This window comes from Bacillus sp. 11B20 (genome assembly GCF_056098985.1).
This window is the reverse complement of the sequence record NZ_JBLZWZ010000009.1, coordinates 505,441-523,656: the sequence shown is the minus strand read 5'-3', so window position 1 is coordinate 523,656 and position 18,216 is coordinate 505,441. Positions and strand designations below refer to the sequence as shown.

Below are 18,216 nucleotides of genomic sequence, written 5' to 3'. Positions count from 1 at the left end.
ACTTCAAGAGGGTCCTCTATTTTTCTATTGCATAAATGACTTGAAAGAGTACTTGTTTTTGTCGATAAAGAGATTAGTAGACTATTATGCAAAGTTAAGAGAGGGACAGGGAACGTGAAAAAAACCATCAAGATTATGTTACTCGCAGCTGCCTTTGGTATGACATTACACACGGGTAAAGAAGCGCAAGCAGCCTCCTATGTCGACCAATCCATTTATACGATGAACACCACAAAGGTATTTACAACAGAAGCAGAAGTGAAAAAAGCAGTGGAAACACTGAAGAAGGACAAAAAGTGGACAGCCACTTATCAAACCTCAGGAAATACGTCGAGCTATCAGCTCACTGCCTCAGGATATGAGTCACAAGCAGCAGCGAGTGCAAGTGCAGCTGCATTAAAAAAAGAGGTGGGCATGAGCGGTACGGTGTCTCCAGTAGGTGACCGCCTTCCTTTACAAAAGGTCGTATCTGACCCAGTTAACGATGAAAATCAGGCGAAAAAGCTCTCACTTGAGCTAACAAAAACATCTGGGCTCAATAGCTCCTATGAAGTTATCAATCAAAGTAGGCCTTCTTATCAGGTCATATCAGGAACCATTGATTCTGAAACGAAAGTGAAAAATATTCAAACCGAGTTGCAAAAGCAGGCAGGCGTCACCAGTACATACCAAACCGAAAACAAAGCTGGCACTGTATATCAGCTGATTTCAAGCGGTATTGTTGGACAAAGTAAGGCGAATACGATTCTGCAAGGTTTTCAGAAGGCATCCGGTTTAAAACCAGTGCTTCAAACGGTAACAGCGGGTAAGCCGTATTACATCGTCACATCCGCTGCACAAGCGAACCAGTCGAAAGCACAGACACTCCTTACTCAGCTGCAAAAAGAAGCAAAAATCAGCGGGAAGATTCAAAAGACAGGAGCCTTAAAAAATGTCTACAGCTTGGAATCAGGCTATTTCAAAGACAACAAACAAGCAGCTTCAGCTGCGGCTCAAATTAAGAAGCAAACCGGTGCTGCAGGTACTGTGCAGCGAGTGGGAAAAACAAAAAATTATATCGTAAAGCTCAATCAATTGAACGATACAGCTTACGCAAAAACGATAGCTTTTTTCAAGAAAAAGAAATGGCGCTACACGTCCAAAAAGATTTCTTCTACACAGCCATATCAAGTAGTGACAGGGAATCTTTTAGGAGATGACCAAGCGAAAAAAGCAGCGGCTTTCTTCCAAAAGAAAAAAGTATCTGCAACAACGAAAAAAACAGGCAAGGTATCAGACAGCACATATCGACTCGTCGTCAATCAAGCAGTGGACCAAGCGAAAGTGAATAAAGGTGCCGCATACTTAAAAACGCAGAAGGTGACAAGCAGCATCAAGACAAGCAAGGGACAGGCTGTCAGCAAAACATATAGTCTTAAGACAACACCTGTATATGAACAAACTAAAGTGAAGCAGGCTCAAGAGATCATCAAGAAAAATGGTATTGCCAGCAGTACAAAAACGCTGACAGAAGTGGTCAAGCAATACCGTATCACGACAGAGCCGACAGTGAATCAGACAAAACTGAATCAAGCACTCAGCTATTTGACGAAACAAAAAATGAAGGCTGCTGCACAAAAAACAGGCGCAGTCGATTATGCTCAATATCAGATCAAAACAGGTGCCATCTCAACAGCTGCACTGCGTGACCAAGGCATGGCATTTTTCAAAAAACGGAATGAAACCGCTGCGTATACAACAACAACGAAACCAACTTACAAAATCAACATTACGCAGCAATTTACAGGATTACCAACTGTAAATGAAGCCATTGCATTTGTGAAAAGCCAATATGGCTGGACTGCCACAGCCGTAAAAATTAAAAATGGCCCAATGGTCATGCAAACGAACTACAACCTCACTGTCAATGAGATGGTAAACAAACAAATGAAGGTGTCACCACAGACAGATGGTGCGGCCTATGTCTATGCAGCATATGTAGACCAAGCAACATCGACAGTGAATACAGATGGCTTAAATGTCCGTTCAACACCTGATTCGAGCTCTGCAAGCAACATTGTGGCACAGCTGAATAAAGGAGCAAAAGTGAAACAGCTTGGAAAAGAAGGAAACTGGATCAGGATCAACCTCGGCTGGAGAAATGCAAGTGCAGCAGAGGTGCAAAAATATGTAGATCCAGCTAATATTGCAGAAGGCACGCAATCTTATTTTCAATTTCTGAAACTCTCTGAAGCTGCGAATCTCAATCCGGCAGAGGTCAATACTAAGATTTTAGCAGGCAAAGGGATTCTTGCTGGTAAAGGACAAGCCTTTATTACAGCAGCAAAAACGTATCATATCAACGAAATTTATCTTATTTCTCATGCGTTGCTTGAAACGGGTAACGGAAGTTCCATTCTAGCGAATGGTACAATGTTTAATGGAAAGAAAGTATATAACATGTATGGCATTGGTGCATATGACAGCAATCCGAATTATCTCGGTGCAAAGTATGCGTATGAACAGCAATGGTTCACACCAGAGGCTGCGATTATTGGCGGGGCAAAATTCATTGGCAACAGCTACATCAATAATGCGACATACAAACAAGATACGATTTATAAAATGCGCTGGTCTGCTACAGCAACTCATCAATATGCAACAGATATTGGCTGGGCTTCTAAGCAAGTCACTCGTATGTATAGTTTGTATAACCTGCTTGATGACTATACGCTGTATTACGATATCCCAGTGTATAACAAATAAAAAAACGTCCGTGCTTCCTATTGAGAAGCCGGACGTTTTTTTTGTAAGAGCAGCTGCTGTTCAATGAATGAAAGGAGCTGCTGACTTGATTGTCCCTTTGAATATTGGTTCCATTCCTCAGCAAAGGTTTTGATTCGTTCTTTATTGGTTGATCCGTTTAGGTGTAAAAGCTCCTGCAAGAGCATGTCCTGTGTGACGCAAGCCTTTCCAGGAATGATGTCTTCATACCGATCAACTAAGCCGCGTTTCTCCCGATAAGTGTCTAAGTCATAAGTGAAGAACAAGACAGGCTTTTCGAGCAGTGCATATTCAAACACAATCGACGAATAATCTGTCACTAGGACATCACAAGCACAAAGCAATGGATAGAGCGGCTGATCGGACACATCAAATATCCATTCACCGTCTGTTTCTGCTTTCGCTAAATGTTTGACTGCAGGATGAAGCTTGACGAGCAGAATATAATCGCCATTCAGCTCAGTTTGCAATTGCTCTTTTGAAAAAGGCAGGACAAGACTGTCCATTGCAAAGTCTCGATAGGTCGGTGTATAGAGCAGGATCTTTTTCCCTTTTGGGATATCATTCAGCTTTAAGGAAGGCTGATGCTGTTCATAGTACAGATCCGTCAGTGGTACACCAGTTGGTAAAAAGCGTTCATCATTGGCTCCAAACGAGGTCTTGAAAATCTCACGCATGTGATCTGAGCCTGTTACGATATAGTCGAAAGACGCATAGACACGTTTGAAGCGCTCGATGTCACGGGGACTTCGTTCAGAATTTGAAGCATCTTCAAGCCCGAACTTTTTCAAAGCGCCATTGGCATGCCATACTTGAATACAGGTGGTAGAAGGCCGTTTTCTAAGCACACTCGTCATGAGAAAGTAATTATCCGTCACGACAACCTTGCTTTTAAACATCGTATACATACATTGAATGAGATGGAGAGGATTTTTTTCATGAAAATAGCGAAATGACAGATGAGGCCCGTCCTTTTCTATCGCAGAAGCATGCTTCGTATAGAGGACAGTAAGCTTCATTGTCATGTTCGCCTGTTGTTGATAAGTATGAATGAGAGCAGCCGCATTCTCTTGGAACGAAACAAGCAGCGTCACCTGGTTTTCACGCGGTTTCACGCCGCTCATCAGCCATCCAATGAAAGAAATAAAAGCTGCGTAACATGAAATCATCATTGAGCGTATATTCATCATTTGTCAGTCTCTCACAGCTGCTTCGTCTGATCCTTTACCTGCTCAGGATAGTAACGTTTTTTTCCTTTGCTTTCCTTCAATACGGCAAAAGCGTACTTAGGAATATTCAGCATTCGTTTCCATCTCCATGGATTCACAATCAATCTGTACAGCCATTCTGTATTTGTCTTAATCATCCAGCGTGGTGCACGCTTCACCGTTCCGCTAAATACATCAAAGCTTCCGCCTAAACCGATGCAAACAGCCTGCGGGAATAAATGGCGGTATTCGTAAATAAAGTTCTCCTGGTTTGGATAACCTAATGCAACGAACACCATATCAGGTTTCGAGCGCGCAATTTGCTTTGCTACGAAACGTTTATCTGCTTGATAGCCGTCACAGCTTCCGGCAAGGACCACATTTGGATATTCCGTATCAATTCGCTGTTTCACAGCCTCAAGCACTTCTTTTTTCGCACCATATAAAAAGATTCTTTTAGACTGCTTGTTTGCTAGATCAAGCATAGACATGAAGACATCAAAGCCGGCAATTCTTGACTTAAGCGGACTTTGGGTCATGCGAGACATCAACACGACGCCTACGCCATCCGGCAGTACATAATCCGCAGATGAGACGACTTGATGGTACGCATGATCCTTCATGACGGCATAGCCTATCTCTGGATTGACAGTTGCAATCATGGCGCCTCTTTTCTGAGAAATATGATGCTGGTTCATATAGCTGATAAATTCATCTAAGTCGCCGTTTACATAAGAAAGGTTAGAGACCACTTCTGTTTGCATTGTTTAGACCTCCTTTTTAACTTGTTATCTATGAACGTTCATTGTAAAATCATTTTTCGCCTACTCATCATTTTATCACAGATGCTCCATGAAATATTAACAATAACTTTACAAACCTTTAAATTTCATGACATTTTCATCAATTCAAATGGACGATCCTCTGTGAAACATTGATTCCTCGGACTTTTCCTCCTGCGCCCAATAAATTGGAAATAGTTTGTCTTTACATTTTCTTAACCTTTCATAGGCGTTGTGATATAATGAAGTTCCGAAGAGCGAGAAAATGATCGATGATAATAGGATTACGGATAAACATTACTGCCCTAAAGCAGACGAATAAGGATGAAAGAAAGGAGTTTATGTTTGCAATGAAGAAAGTTATTACTTACGGTACATTTGATTTATTACACTGGGGGCACATTAAGCTGCTAGAACGTGCAAAGCAGCTTGGAGATTACTTAGTGGTGGCCATCTCTACAGACGAGTTTAATTTACAAAAATCAAAAAAAGCTTATCACAGTTACGAGCATAGAAAGCTGATTCTTGAAACCATTCGTTATGTAGACGAAGTTATTCCAGAAAACAGCTGGGATCAAAAAGTCCATGATGTGCAAGAGCATGATATTGATGTGTTTGTGATGGGAGATGACTGGGAAGGCAAGTTCGATTTCTTAAAAGAACATTGCGAAGTCGTTTACTTGAAGAGAACCGAAGGCATCTCGACAACCCAAATTAAAGAAGAAATTGCTGGACTTTAATAGATCAAAAAAGTACTTCTTATCTTTTGGTAAGAAGTACTTTTTCATGTAAAATACAATGAGTAAGTCAACAATATTATGAAGGAGAGCTTCCTTTGTTTCAAAATTGGATGAAAAAAAAAGTTGAAGACACATTTGATCAACCTGAACAACATGAAACAATGGCCTCAGTGGACATGCCTGATATGGACTACTACTTTATTATGGGCGATGTACCAAAACAGGATGAGAGCTTAACGAAGTCTTTAAAGGCAAGAATAGAACCATTAGTTGATCCACATAAACGTACTGCAATTTTAACTTTGAATTATGATGTAAATATGAAGGAACGTATTCACCGCATGGAAGAAATTTTTTCTCCTGAGGTTGAGATCTTGAATGTGTATGAACACTATATTCTACCGGAAAGCGGAAGTAAAAGACGTTACTCGGAATTTATTGTCGGTGAATCATCGCATTCGATCAATGAAGCCGTAATTCCAGCAGAAGAATCCAAGATTCAGGTGACGAGATATGAACGGTCTTCTTCTCCCATTTGTTATATTGAACAGTATAATGAAGAGCGGCAATTGGTGAAAAGGGAAGAATATAATTGGCAGGGCGTTTTATGCAGAGTACAAAGTTTTGTTCCCCATACAGGTGCACTATACTTGGAGGAATTGATCAATGACGATGGCAGTATTTATATGGAGTTCATCTACCATGGAGATGTAAAAAAGAATCCAGTTCGGCATATTAATTGGTATAAAAAAACAGGAATTCAAACATTTACAAAGAAGACGGATATTAAACAATTATGGCTATCCAGCATTCAATCACAAAATGACCGTTTGAAATTGATGATTACAGAAGACCGGGATCAAGACCGCCACTTGTTTAAAATTGAGCAGCCTGAAACAACTTATTATGCTGCATTTGTGCATGACTCACATTATGAGGAAGAGCAGCATCAGCTGAAACCCCAATATGAAGAATTGTTTAAACAAATAAGAAAACAGCAAGTGGATGCCGTGTTCTTTGGGGATACTAAGCATAAAGAAGATGTCGAGAAGATTTTAGGAGAACAAGCCTATTTTTATATGATACCTTCTGATAAAATGTCGGTTTGGAATACAGCACTTCATCATATGCTCGAAAATCGTGAGCGTAAAGATGAACTAAGAAGGATTGTGGATTGTACAAAATGGATCTTGCGTGATCTGAGCTCTGAGAACCACGTTCTTCATCTTCAGCTTGAGTTAAAAGATGAAATGAGTCATGCGAATCATGTGCAAATCGATTTTGCAGGATATGATCGAGTGAATGGAGCTGAAATCATTTCTCAAACAATCGATGAAAACCTTTTAGTCAGCTTCCCAATTGGCCATTTTCAAACAAAGAAAAACATTGAAATCAACCAAACGAAATTTGTGGATTTTTACATTCGTTTTAAAACAGAAGAACTTCAAGAGGTGTTGCAGCGTCTAGAAATAGAAGGCGAGCTGCTTACGAATAAACCATCGTCCATCGATGGATGGTCATATCAAACGAAGCAAGGAAACTATTCTTGGAAAGTGAAATAGCCATATAACGGTAAGATTTCTGAACAGAGGAGATTAACGATTAATGATTGAAGAGGGAATTCATAAGAAGAAGAGTGTTGTTGAAGGGTTAAAAAATCACCATGAGAAACTAGAAATGCTGATTCGCATCGATGATGACATGCCATTAACAGATAGGGAATTTTATTTGTTTATGAGGGAAAGAGTATCAAAACAAGAGCTTTTCCTTCCGCTTGTTCATCAAGAAGAGAATCTATTCAAATTGGTATTGAGTGAATCATCGCTGCCGCTTGCGTTAGAGCAAGGCCAGACATATAACTTGTATGTCACGGACTATTTAAGCACAAACCAAGAAGAGGATGAGGACGAGCTTGAGGACTCAACTTATGATTCTGATTCCGAAGAAGAGGAAGAAGAAGTAAAAGAAGCAGATATCAATACAGATAATGTATCTGAAGAGAAAACGTCAAACTATAAACGCCGTTTAAAAATGGAAGTAGAAAAGCCTGAGCTGACTTTTTTAGAAAATAAAGACGCCATGCTGTATATCATTCCATACCGCACAGACAAAGGGAATGCTTCTTTGAAAATCAAGCGTGAGCTAAAGGTTGTGAAATTCAATCAAATCGAGCTCAACAAAGGATGTATGTTATCTTTATCCGGGTATGCAGGTGTTCTAAGTGCAGAACATCCATATGAGATCAAAGAAGCAAAACTTCTATTGAAGAAAAATGGTGAAGAACCAATTGAACATCGTTTTCCGGTCAATATCACCCATATAAAAGATGAAGTGATCGAATACCGTGATGATCAACAGGTACCACAGCTTTATCAATTTTTAGCAGAAGTTCCTTTAGAGGAATTGACCTATTCCTTGAACAGACGCCTTGTATATCGCTTCTATCTTGAATTTATCTGCGATGTGAACGGAGTAGAGGAAACATTAACAACCACTTCTTTAGTGCTTGGAGACCGCTCGAACAAACTCAAAGGACTTGTTCAAATTCATAAGCGAAACGATGTACCGATTCGATATGAAGTGTACCGAAAGAAAAAAAGACAAACGCTTGGCATCCGTATTAATGACTACACCATGAAAACACGTGCCAAGTATTACGTCAAAAGCAAGTGGAAGAAATTCAAAAAGAAGATCGGTAAAATCAAAAAAGTCCGTAACCGCCTTGTGACAAGAACATTTAAAACGACCTTTAAACTGGCGAGTAAGCTGTCTGTGAAAAAGAAAACCGTTGTTTTTGAAAGCTTTAACGGAAAACAATTCAGTTGTAATCCGCGTGGTATTTATGAGTATATGAAAGAAAATCACCCTGAATATACGCTGATCTGGAGCGTTAAAAAGGGTCATGAAGCACCGTTTAAGGAAAAAGGCATCTATTATATCAATCGTCTGTCATTGAAATGGATTTTTGCGATGGCAAGAGCCGAGTACTGGGTCGTAAACAGCCGTCTGCCGCTATGGGTTCCAAAGCCAGATCACACAACATACTTGCAGACTTGGCATGGTACTCCGTTAAAACGACTGGCAATGGACATGGACGAGGTGCATATGCCTGGAACAAATACGAAGAAATACAAAAAGAATTTCACGAAAGAAGCATCGAATTGGGATTATCTCATCTCTCCTAATGCCTACTCGACTGAAATCTTTACACGTGCGTTCCAATTTCAAAAGACCATGATTGAGTCAGGATATCCGAGAAATGACTTCCTTCACAATCAAAACAATGAAGAAACGATGAGAGCACTGAAACAAAAAATGAACCTGCCGCTCGATAAAAAATTGATCTTATACGCACCGACATGGAGAGACGATCAATTTTATAAAAAAGGGCAGTACAAATTTGATTTAGACCTTGATCTGCATGAGCTGAGAGCTGCTATCGGAGATGAATATATTATCATTCTGCGTATGCACTATCTAGTTGCTGAAAACTTTGATTTAGGACCATATGAAGGCTTTGCCTATGACTTCTCTCATTACGAAGACATTAGAGACCTTTATATGATTTCAGATCTGCTCATCACAGATTACTCATCTGTGTTCTTTGATTATGCAAACCTCAAACGTCCGATGCTGTTCTATGTGCCAGACATTGAAACCTATCGAGACAAGCTCAGAGGCTTCTACTTCGACTTTGAACAAGAAGCACCTGGACCGCTTGTGAAAGAAACAGCAAGTGTTATTGACTGGATAAGAGAAACAGAACAGCCGACCTTTACACTACCAGAATCATTTGCACCGTTTTATGAGAAATTCTGTTACTTAGAGAGCGGAGAGTCATCGAAGCGGGTGGTTGAAGTAGTTTTTAATTCGGAACGCTTTTAATTGTTTTCTTATAGATAGAAAAACACCTTTGGAAGGTATCAAGTTCAATACTTGACCATTATCCAAAGGTGTTTTTAAATACATATAATTTATTCTGTATATAAGTGATTAATTAGTTTTTGTACAGACATTTTTGTAGAAGAGATCTAGCGCCTCGCTATTATACTTTTCATAATCAAAGGATTTTTGTTCCATACTATTCTGGATAAAATCAGACATACCATTAAATAGCGCAGTTTCATTATTATCAACTAATAATCCGTATCCACCCTCTAAGACGGAATGCACTCCAGTTACATCGGTAGCTATAATTGGTTTTTTTAGAATCATTGCTTCCATGAGAACCAAACCTTGTCCTTCATAATCTGATGATAAGACAAAACAATCACATTCATCTAGTAAAGAAAATGGATTTTCGAGTTGTCCAACAAAAAACACGCAATGTTCTAGATGTAATTTTTTTGTGTGATCTTTTAATTCTCTTTTTAAAGGCCCTTCACCCACTATATACAATACAGCTTTTGGGTATTGTTTGTGTAATTGTGAAAAAGCAGAAATTAATTTCTTTTGCCCTTTTTCAGGAGATAATCTTCCTATTGTTATAAAGTTGATATACTCCTTATTTGGAAGTGGTATCCCGGATAAATTAAGACCGATGGATTCGTTTTTATCATTTTGATAAGTAATTAAATATCTCTCATTATTAAATTCTATAATCTCTTTATTTTCTTTCATTTGAAGTACTTTGTTAGGCGAGATTACATTATTAACAAAAACCATTTTCTCTAAAGCATTAGGAATATAAGGGCTTAAATTCAAGTGATTTTCTATGTTAGTCGATTCGGCAACTGAAACAATTCTATCGAAGAACTTGTACAGTGAGAAAATTACTTTTAGGTTACCGCGATGTTTATATTTGTGGTTCACTTTCTTGTTATACTCTTTCATCATGTCAGCATGTAGGAAAATACTTTTGACTTTAAAATCTCCGAATGCTAAGAGAAGGGTCCAAAATTTGTTATATCCTCCAAAGTCTATTCCCACATCAAACTTCGTATTACCAATAATTCTCTTTAATTCTCTTTTGTATGAGTTTACTGGAGTGTATTTTAACATTTTGTTATTGTATATACCACGGCGGAAAATTAGATTCTGTTTATATGTTTCTATTAATGTTCTATTAACAAAACCTGGTCTATAAATAATATGAACATTAGGATGAAGTTTTTGTATGTTCATCCATTTATCCTTATGATAATTTGAGTTATCAATGACGACAACTTCATATTTGTTGTAATCAATCTGATCAAATAAATTAGTCGCTGAAACGGTTATACCATTATTGTAGAAGCCCCCACAATAAAAAAGTAATTTTTGTTTATTGCTTTCAACCTTGATTAATTCATCTTGATTTTTCCCTTTGAATATTATGTCAATGAGTCGATCAGTAGCATTTCCGTCATCATAAGAGCAGTATTCATCTAAAAACTCATTGTATTGACTTTCAAATTGTTTATTGAAGTTATTTAAACTGTTTAGTTGGCCTAGGCTGTCAATTAAATCAATTATACTTTCACAGATAGGTCCTGGAAGTTTGGTTATATCTATATAAAAACCTCTCTCTGATTCATATTCACGTAAGTCAGGCATATAGAAAAAGACAGGTCTTTTTAAAGGTAGGAAATCGAAAAAGATACTTGAATAATCTGTAATTAAAATGTCTATAGCCGATAAAAGTTCATTTGTATCAATCCAGTTTGGAACACAAAGATGTTCAAGACCGCTCTGTTTAAAAAATTTATAAGAAAAGTAATGGGATTTTAAAAGTACTAAGTAATCATCACCAAGCGCCTGCTGAATTTTCACAACTTCACTATGCAATGTATAGCAAGTATCCTCTTCGGCACCTATTGTTCCTCTCCATGTTGGAGCATAAAGAACAATTTTTTTATTAAAAGGTAAGTCTAATCTTTCTTTCACACTTTCACTGCTAGTGTTTAATGTTAAATCTACTCTAGGATAACCGATATTTGCAATTTTCCCGGCAAATATCCCAAATACATCATTTGATTTTAGTAACTTTTCATACGTAAAAGTATTCGGGCTAATAAGGTAATCACAATGAAGCAAATTTCTTTGGATATTTTTATGACCAGACATTGATCTTTTATTAAGATCCTTCCCTAAAGTTTTTAAAGGAGTTCCATGCCATGTATTAATATAAACTTGCTCGTCTCTTTTAATAAAATAAAAAGGAAATGATGTATCATTAACTAAATATTTAGAAGTTGCTAAATATTTTAGATATTCGTTACTATCAACTTTAACAAAGGAAATATTAGAAGTTTTCTGCTTTAATTCTGCAATCATTGGATCATTAAAATCATTAATGACCCAAACATGATGTAAATCTTTAAAAGTACTATCTTTCATCAAGCCTAGAAAAATTGCATAACAATTTCCAGAAATACTTTTGCCATGATAAGCTTCATATAGAATATAATTACTTCTTACTGGGTTTTTCTCTAAATAGGAGGTGTATTTACTTCTAATACGAAGTCGCGAATCTCTGGAAAATTCAATTAGTGGATCTAAAATAAATTTAATCTTTCTTGTAACGATTTTTTTGAATTGCTTGATTCTCATTAATGTTAAGCCCCTTCATGTAATATATATAATAGGAAAATGATATTTATTTTGGAAATGCAATTATCCTGATAATTATATTCTAATGGCAATTATAAAGCAATGATATAATAAGGTAATTAGTAACCTAGAATAGCTGAATATACCAGTGTTTGTTTTGATCAAATTTCCCTACTATTTAATATACTCATTCGATTTGAAAAGTGAAATATTTCTCAACATCTGTTACAATTATGAGCGGTGATTTTTTTAAAGAGGCAATCCCAAAAACTAATATCTAAGGAAGATTAGAATGAACGCATTGTTTACAATATTAAGAGAGCAGATCAGCTCACTTCCGCTGATTATGCGACTTGCTGTTTATGAAACAAAATCAAAATATCAGATGAATTATTTGGGTGTTTTATGGCAGTTTTTAAATCCATTAATGCAGATGCTGGCATACTGGTTTGTTTTCGGTATGGGTATTCGCGGAGGACAGCCAATTGCCATTGGAGACATGGAGGTTCCATTTATCATCTGGATGCTTGCCGGTTTAATCCCTTGGTTCTTCATTAGTCCGACGATTCTTGATGGATCAAACAGTGTGTTTAAACGCATTAATATGGTATCGAAAATGAATTTTCCGATTAGTGCGCTGCCTTCTGTGGTGATTATGTCCAACTTGTTCAGCTACTTTGTTATGATGGGTGTCTATCTGATTGTGCTGATTTCCTATGGCATATACCCTGACGCGCATTGGCTGCAATATATATACTATCTTATTTGTATGATCGCGTTTATGTTTTCGTTTAGTTTGTTTAATTCCACGATTAGTGTACTCGTGAGAGACTATCAATTTCTTTTACAATCTGTGACAAGATTACTTTTCTTTTTGCTGCCGATTTTTTGGAATATCTCAGAAAAGCTCACTGGAGACAAAGCGTGGATTGGGGACATATTAAGATTGAATCCTCTTTTCTACATTATTGATGGTTTTAGAAATAGTTTGTTAAAGGGAGAATGGTTCTTCCATGATGTCAAATACACACTTTATTTTTGGCTGATCACGCTTCTTCTTTTAACAGTCGGTTCATTGCTTCATATGAAATTTAGGGATAAATTTGTCGATTTTCTTTAAAAAGTAAGGAGATTATACGATGAAACTAAAGGTTTCGTTTCGAAACGTATCCAAGCAATACGTCCTATATAAAAAACAGTCGGATAAGATTAAAGGACTGTTTTTACCTAATAAAAATGAAAAAGGTTTCTTTGCTGTTCGTGATGTGTCCTTTGATGTATATGAAGGCGAGACCATTGGTTTTGTGGGGATTAACGGATCTGGGAAATCGACAATGTCGAACCTTCTAGCGAAAATCATTCCACCGACAAGTGGTGAAATTGATATGGACGGCCAGCCATCGCTAATTGCCATTGCAGCAGGGCTGAACAACCAATTAAGCGGAAAAGATAACATTCGTTTAAAGTGCTTAATGATGGGACTGACGAATAAAGAGATAGACGAACTTTATGAAAAAATCGTAGAGTTTGCGGATATTGGTGACTTTATTGACCAGCCTGTAAAGAGCTATTCAAGCGGAATGAAATCCCGTCTTGGTTTTGCCATTTCAGCACATATCGATCCAGATATCCTTATTATTGATGAAGCACTGTCTGTTGGAGACCAAACCTTCTATCAAAAATGTGTGGACCGCATTACAGAATTCAAAGAACAAGGAAAGACGATCTTTTTTGTCAGTCATTCTATTAGCCAAATCCAAAAAATCTGTGATCGGGTGGCTTGGATGCATTATGGTGAACTTCGTATGTTTGATGATACGAAAAAGGTCGTGAAAGAGTATAAGGAGTTTGTTGATTGGTTTAACAAGCTTTCCAAGAAAGAGAAACAAAAATATCAAATGGAACATAAGGAAGGCAGAAAAGGCGTACAAAAGACAGAAAAGGTGTCTCGTTATCAAGAGAACGGAAAACGGCGCTCATTGTTCGGACCCGCATTTCAAGTGACAGTTTTAGCGGCCTTAACGATTTTGCTTGCCTTATCAATGTTTTCAGATCGCCCGCTTCGTACACTTGCGACATTTGGTGTAATTTCATCAGATAAGGCAGAAGCGCCTCAGTCAAAGAACCCGCAGACGAAGGGGGCGCCCGATATGAAAAAGGTGGATCAACAGATGATTGTCACGGCTGACCCACTTAAGGTTTACAAAGACCAAGCCATGAAAAAAAAGGCTGATGTCACTTTGCCATTTGGACAAGCAGTACAGGCTGTGGCTGAAAATAAAAAAACCGTTCAAATTAAAACAGCATCAGAAAAGTATTTTGTTAAACCTGATGCGCTTCAAAATGCAGAGGATTTAAAGTCATTATCCATTGGACCAGGACAGTTTAATTCATATGTATCGCCTGCATCAGCAGGTTCATATGAGTATCTACTTTCTTTCCTTGGAAAAGAAGAATCTGTGCTAAAACAAAGAATGCAGACGCTGAGCTCGATCAAAAGTGATCAAGGAGATACGATTGAACGATTGACCACAGAGAAAACTGACTATGTCATTCAAAATGGTCAGGCAAACACCATTGTGTTTCGCGAGATTATGCCGATCTCTCCTTCCACACTTGGGTTGACAGAACAGAATGTCTGGATGAATGAGAAACAAACGAAATTCGCAGTGAAGGGCGAAAACAATCTGTTTGTCATTGATAATGAACAGCATACACTGACTATTTCAGTCATGAATTAAAAAAGCTGCCGATGTCGGCAGCTTTTTTAGTTCACTTCTTCTTTTTCGAGAAGCTGTTTCATAAATGGAATGAGTTTCTTTTTTAATTCTTCATCCTGAAGAGCAAACTCAAGCGTTGTTTCAATGAAGCCTTGCTTCTCGCCGACATCGTATCGTTTCCCTTCGAAATCATAGGCAAATACGCGCTGGATGTCATTCAGCTTTTGAATGGCATCTGTCAGCTGAATTTCTCCGCCTGCACCAATTTCTTGCTGATCGAGGTACATAAAGATCTCTGGTGTGAAAATATAGCGCCCTAAGATGGCTAGGTTCGATGGTGCTGTTCCTTGCGGCGGCTTTTCAACAAAGTTTTTGACTTGATAGCGGCGCCCTTCTTGTGTTAGAGGGTCGATGATCCCGTAGCGATGCGTATCGCTGTCTGCTACTTGCTGAACCCCGATGACAGATGAAAGGGTTTTTTCGTATTCATCCATCAGCTGGCGAAGCCCAGGTGTTTCGGCTTGAACAATGTCATCACCTAATAAAACAGCAAAAGGCTCATCACCGATAAAGTTACGTGCGCACCAAACGGCGTGACCGAGTCCTTTTGGCTCTTTTTGACGTATGTAATGGATGTCAGCAATGTTAGAGGATTTTCTCACTTTCTCTAAAAGCTCACTCTTTCCCTTTTCCTCAAGATTGCGCTCTAACTCTGGTGCAAAATCAAAATGATCCTCAATGGCTCTTTTCCCTTTTCCAGTGACGATAATAATGTCTTCGATTCCTGATTCAACAGCTTCTTCAATAATATATTGAATGGTAGGTTTATCAACGATTGGAAGCATTTCTTTAGGCATTGCTTTTGTTGCAGGGAGGAAACGTGTTCCGAGACCTGCAGCTGGTATAATGGCTTTACGTACTTTTTTCAATGAACTTTGCACCTTCCTTACATATAGAAAAAATGATTTGACTTCATTTTTCATCTTTCATAAAGTGTAACTTACAAATGATAGAAATGACAAATGATTTACGATAAATGCATGATCTGATTCAATATCTATTGTAAAGAGTTTGTGTAAATTTTTATGTTGAAAAGAGTAAAGGCGATGTAAAAATTGAAAATAGAATGATTAGGATTCGTTTCTATTCTTTTGTATAATACACTTATGATAAATGAGAAGGAAAGAGGCATCGACTATTGAAGACATTACATGTAATGACTGTATTCGGGACGAGGCCTGAAGCGATTAAAATGGCACCCCTTGTCCTTGAGCTAAAAAGACATCCGCAAATCAAATCCTCAGTCACTGTGACTGCACAGCATCGGCAAATGCTTGATCAAGTGTTGAAAGCCTTTAACATTCAACCAGATCATGATTTAAATATTATGAAAGAACGCCAGACATTATCTGAAATCACATCAAATGCACTTTTGAAACTAGATCAATTATTCCAAGAGGAAAAGCCTGATATTGTCCTTGTTCATGGAGACACCACTACAACCTTTGCAGGAAGCTTGGCCGCATTCTACCACCAAATTTCTGTCGGTCACGTTGAAGCGGGTTTAAGAACACACAATAAATACTCGCCGTTCCCTGAGGAATTGAACCGACAAATGACAGGCACGATTGCCGATATTCATTTTGCTCCAACAAATGAGGCGAAACAGAATCTTTTAATTGAAAATAAAAAAGAAGAGACGATTTGTGTGACGGGGAATACAGCGATTGATGCATTGCAAACAACGGTTACAGAGCAGTATCAACACCCTATTTTAGAGAAAATAGGAACAGATAAAATGATTTTGTTAACGGCTCATCGCAGAGAAAATCTCGGCCAGCCGATGAAAAACATGTTTAGAGCGATTAGACGTATTGTAGAAGAGTTTGAAGATGTTCAGGTTGTATATCCTGTACATTTAAACCCTGCTGTTCGTGATGCGGCTCAGACAGAATTCAGTGATCTTGATCGTGTGCACTTAATTGAGCCGCTTGAAGTTGTTGATTTCCATAACTTCGCTGCTGCCTCACACTTTATATTAACGGATTCTGGCGGTGTACAAGAGGAGGCGCCTTCTCTAGGGAAGCCAGTACTAGTGCTGCGCGATACAACAGAACGCCCTGAAGGTGTGAAAGCTGGTACGCTTAAGCTCGCGGGTACAGATGAAGAGACCATCTACAATATGGCAAAACAGCTGCTAGACGATCAGAAAGAGTACGACAACATGTCGAAGGCGTCTAATCCATATGGTGATGGACAAGCGTCAAAACGAATTGTCGAAGAGCTTCTCCATCGTTTTGGATTAAGCGAAGAAAAACCAGTTCCATTTCAATCATAAAAAAAGAAGACTACATTTCTGTAGTCTTCTTTTTTACTGCTCTAGACTTTCCTTCAATTCCTTCTTCACTTTAGCCAGACTGCTGTCATCAAGCTGGTAGTAATAAATGTTATTGATACGTGCGCCTGATCCTTTCAGCTCGTGCTGCTTTACATGCTGTCTTGCATCACGATAATCATTCATCATCGTCCACATATCGTCAAATGACATATTTGTCTTCATATTGTTTTCTACGACTTTGAACATATCGCCGAATTTCGTTATAGATGAAATGTTGGCACCTTTTGCAATGATGCCCTCAATGACTTGGCGCTGTCTTTGCTGACGTCCGAAATCACCTTTTGGATCCTGCTTTCTCATTCTCGTATAGGCAAGGGCTTGATCCCCGTTCAGGTTAATCTCTCCTGTACCAAATGAATGGCCATCATAGCTAAATGCAAATGTGCTGTTCACCGTAATGCCGCCAAGTGTATCGACAATATCCTTAAAGCTTTCCATATTGACTTTAACGAAGTAATCAACAGGTACATCAAGCAGTTCCTCTACAGTATCTGCTGCCATTTGTGTACCGCCGAATGCGTAGGAATGGTTGATTTTATCCATTGTGCCTTTTCCGACAATTTTCGTATACGTATCACGCGGGATGCTCACCATCTCGGTCGTTTTCGTTTTCGGATTTACTGTCATGTATATTAATGTATCTGCACGGCCTCGGTCATTTTTTCGTTCATCGACACCCATGACTAAAATAGAAATCGGGTCTTTCTTATTTAAATCGACATCTTTGTCACGCTTATCTGACTTCTTTAAATTCTCCTGAATGCCTGCGACGGTCGATGCTGCTGTGTTCCAAAGATGATATGCGTATCCGCCAGTTGCTAATACGAATAAGCCAATAATCGATAAAACAATCCAAAGAACCTTTTTCTTCTTTCTTTTTCTTTCAGCTCTCATAATGTCCCTCACCTTTTCTATGATTCTTCCATGATTATAGGTTTACGAATCTTGATAAACAAGTTATTTTTTTACTCTGAACCTAGATATAGACGTTGTAACAAAAAAAAGGTTTCAAAAAACCTTAAATTTACCTTAAAATAATAAGTTATAAGACGATACAAAGACATGAGGTGAAAA

At 38.3% G+C, this 18,216-nt stretch carries 12 protein-coding genes; 7 read left to right on the top strand and 5 right to left on the bottom strand.

The annotated features are described in order from the left end of the window. The first annotated feature begins 114 nt into the window (after positions 1-114). The gene (locus ACN6NB_RS16930; protein ID WP_144491547.1) at positions 115-2,745 is read left to right on the top strand and encodes a glucosaminidase domain-containing protein; all 2,631 of its coding nucleotides are present in this window, start codon (positions 115-117) and stop codon (positions 2,743-2,745) included. A gap of 17 nt (positions 2,746-2,762) precedes the next feature. Here the strand turns inward: ACN6NB_RS16930 and ACN6NB_RS16925 are convergent, their stop codons facing one another. Continuing rightward, on the bottom strand, positions 2,763-3,953 hold the full coding sequence (locus ACN6NB_RS16925; RefSeq protein WP_126682379.1) for a CDP-glycerol glycerophosphotransferase family protein: 1,191 nt from the start codon (positions 3,951-3,953) through the stop codon (positions 2,763-2,765). Between the two features lie 11 nt (positions 3,954-3,964). Then, complete coding sequence (locus tag ACN6NB_RS16920) at positions 3,965-4,735, bottom strand: WecB/TagA/CpsF family glycosyltransferase (RefSeq protein WP_039181899.1); 771 nt, start codon at positions 4,733-4,735, stop codon at positions 3,965-3,967. Between the two features lie 368 nt (positions 4,736-5,103). On the opposite strand from ACN6NB_RS16920, the gene tagD reads away from it, so the two are divergent. The 3 genes from tagD to ACN6NB_RS16905 all read left to right on the top strand — a co-directional run bounded on the left by tagD (position 5,104) and on the right by ACN6NB_RS16905 (position 9,378). After that, positions 5,104-5,493 (top strand): glycerol-3-phosphate cytidylyltransferase, encoded by a 390-nt coding sequence (gene tagD, locus ACN6NB_RS16915; RefSeq protein ID WP_034281137.1) that lies wholly within the window; start codon positions 5,104-5,106, stop codon positions 5,491-5,493. 95 nt (positions 5,494-5,588) lie between these two features. After that, the gene (locus ACN6NB_RS16910) at positions 5,589-7,055 is read left to right on the top strand and encodes an alpha-glucosyltransferase N-terminal domain-containing protein (protein WP_126682378.1); all 1,467 of its coding nucleotides are present in this window, start codon (positions 5,589-5,591) and stop codon (positions 7,053-7,055) included. 43 nt (positions 7,056-7,098) lie between these two features. Then, positions 7,099-9,378 (top strand): CDP-glycerol glycerophosphotransferase family protein, encoded by a 2,280-nt coding sequence (locus ACN6NB_RS16905; RefSeq protein WP_144516275.1) that lies wholly within the window; start codon positions 7,099-7,101, stop codon positions 9,376-9,378. Positions 9,379-9,486: 108 nt separating this feature from the next. Here ACN6NB_RS16905 and ACN6NB_RS16900 read toward each other — a convergent pair whose 3' ends face one another. Continuing rightward, entirely contained in the window at positions 9,487-12,024 is a 2,538-nt protein-coding gene (locus tag ACN6NB_RS16900; protein ID WP_144491544.1) for a glycosyltransferase, read from the bottom strand. 292 nt (positions 12,025-12,316) lie between these two features. Between ACN6NB_RS16900 and ACN6NB_RS16895 the strand changes: the two genes are divergently transcribed. Continuing rightward, entirely contained in the window at positions 12,317-13,144 is an 828-nt protein-coding gene (locus ACN6NB_RS16895) for an ABC transporter permease (protein ID WP_034281130.1), read from the top strand. Between the two features lie 19 nt (positions 13,145-13,163). Continuing rightward, complete coding sequence (gene tagH / locus ACN6NB_RS16890; protein WP_144491543.1) at positions 13,164-14,765, top strand: teichoic acids export ABC transporter ATP-binding subunit TagH; 1,602 nt, start codon at positions 13,164-13,166, stop codon at positions 14,763-14,765. 26 nt (positions 14,766-14,791) lie between these two features. Here the strand turns inward: tagH and galU are convergent, their stop codons facing one another. After that, positions 14,792-15,673, bottom strand: coding sequence for a UTP--glucose-1-phosphate uridylyltransferase GalU (gene galU / locus ACN6NB_RS16885; RefSeq protein ID WP_008343198.1), 882 nt, complete (start codon positions 15,671-15,673; stop codon positions 14,792-14,794). A gap of 269 nt (positions 15,674-15,942) precedes the next feature. Between galU and wecB the strand changes: the two genes are divergently transcribed. After that, positions 15,943-17,082, top strand: a complete 1,140-nt coding sequence (gene wecB, locus ACN6NB_RS16880; protein ID WP_144489997.1) for a non-hydrolyzing UDP-N-acetylglucosamine 2-epimerase — start codon at positions 15,943-15,945, stop codon at positions 17,080-17,082. Positions 17,083-17,115: 33 nt separating this feature from the next. Here wecB and tagU read toward each other — a convergent pair whose 3' ends face one another. Further along, positions 17,116-18,036 carry a polyisoprenyl-teichoic acid--peptidoglycan teichoic acid transferase TagU gene (gene tagU / locus ACN6NB_RS16875; protein ID WP_064497965.1) on the bottom strand — a complete coding sequence of 307 codons (921 nt, stop codon included), beginning with the start codon at positions 18,034-18,036 and terminating at the stop codon, positions 17,116-17,118. Between the last annotated feature and the right edge of the window lie 180 nt (positions 18,037-18,216).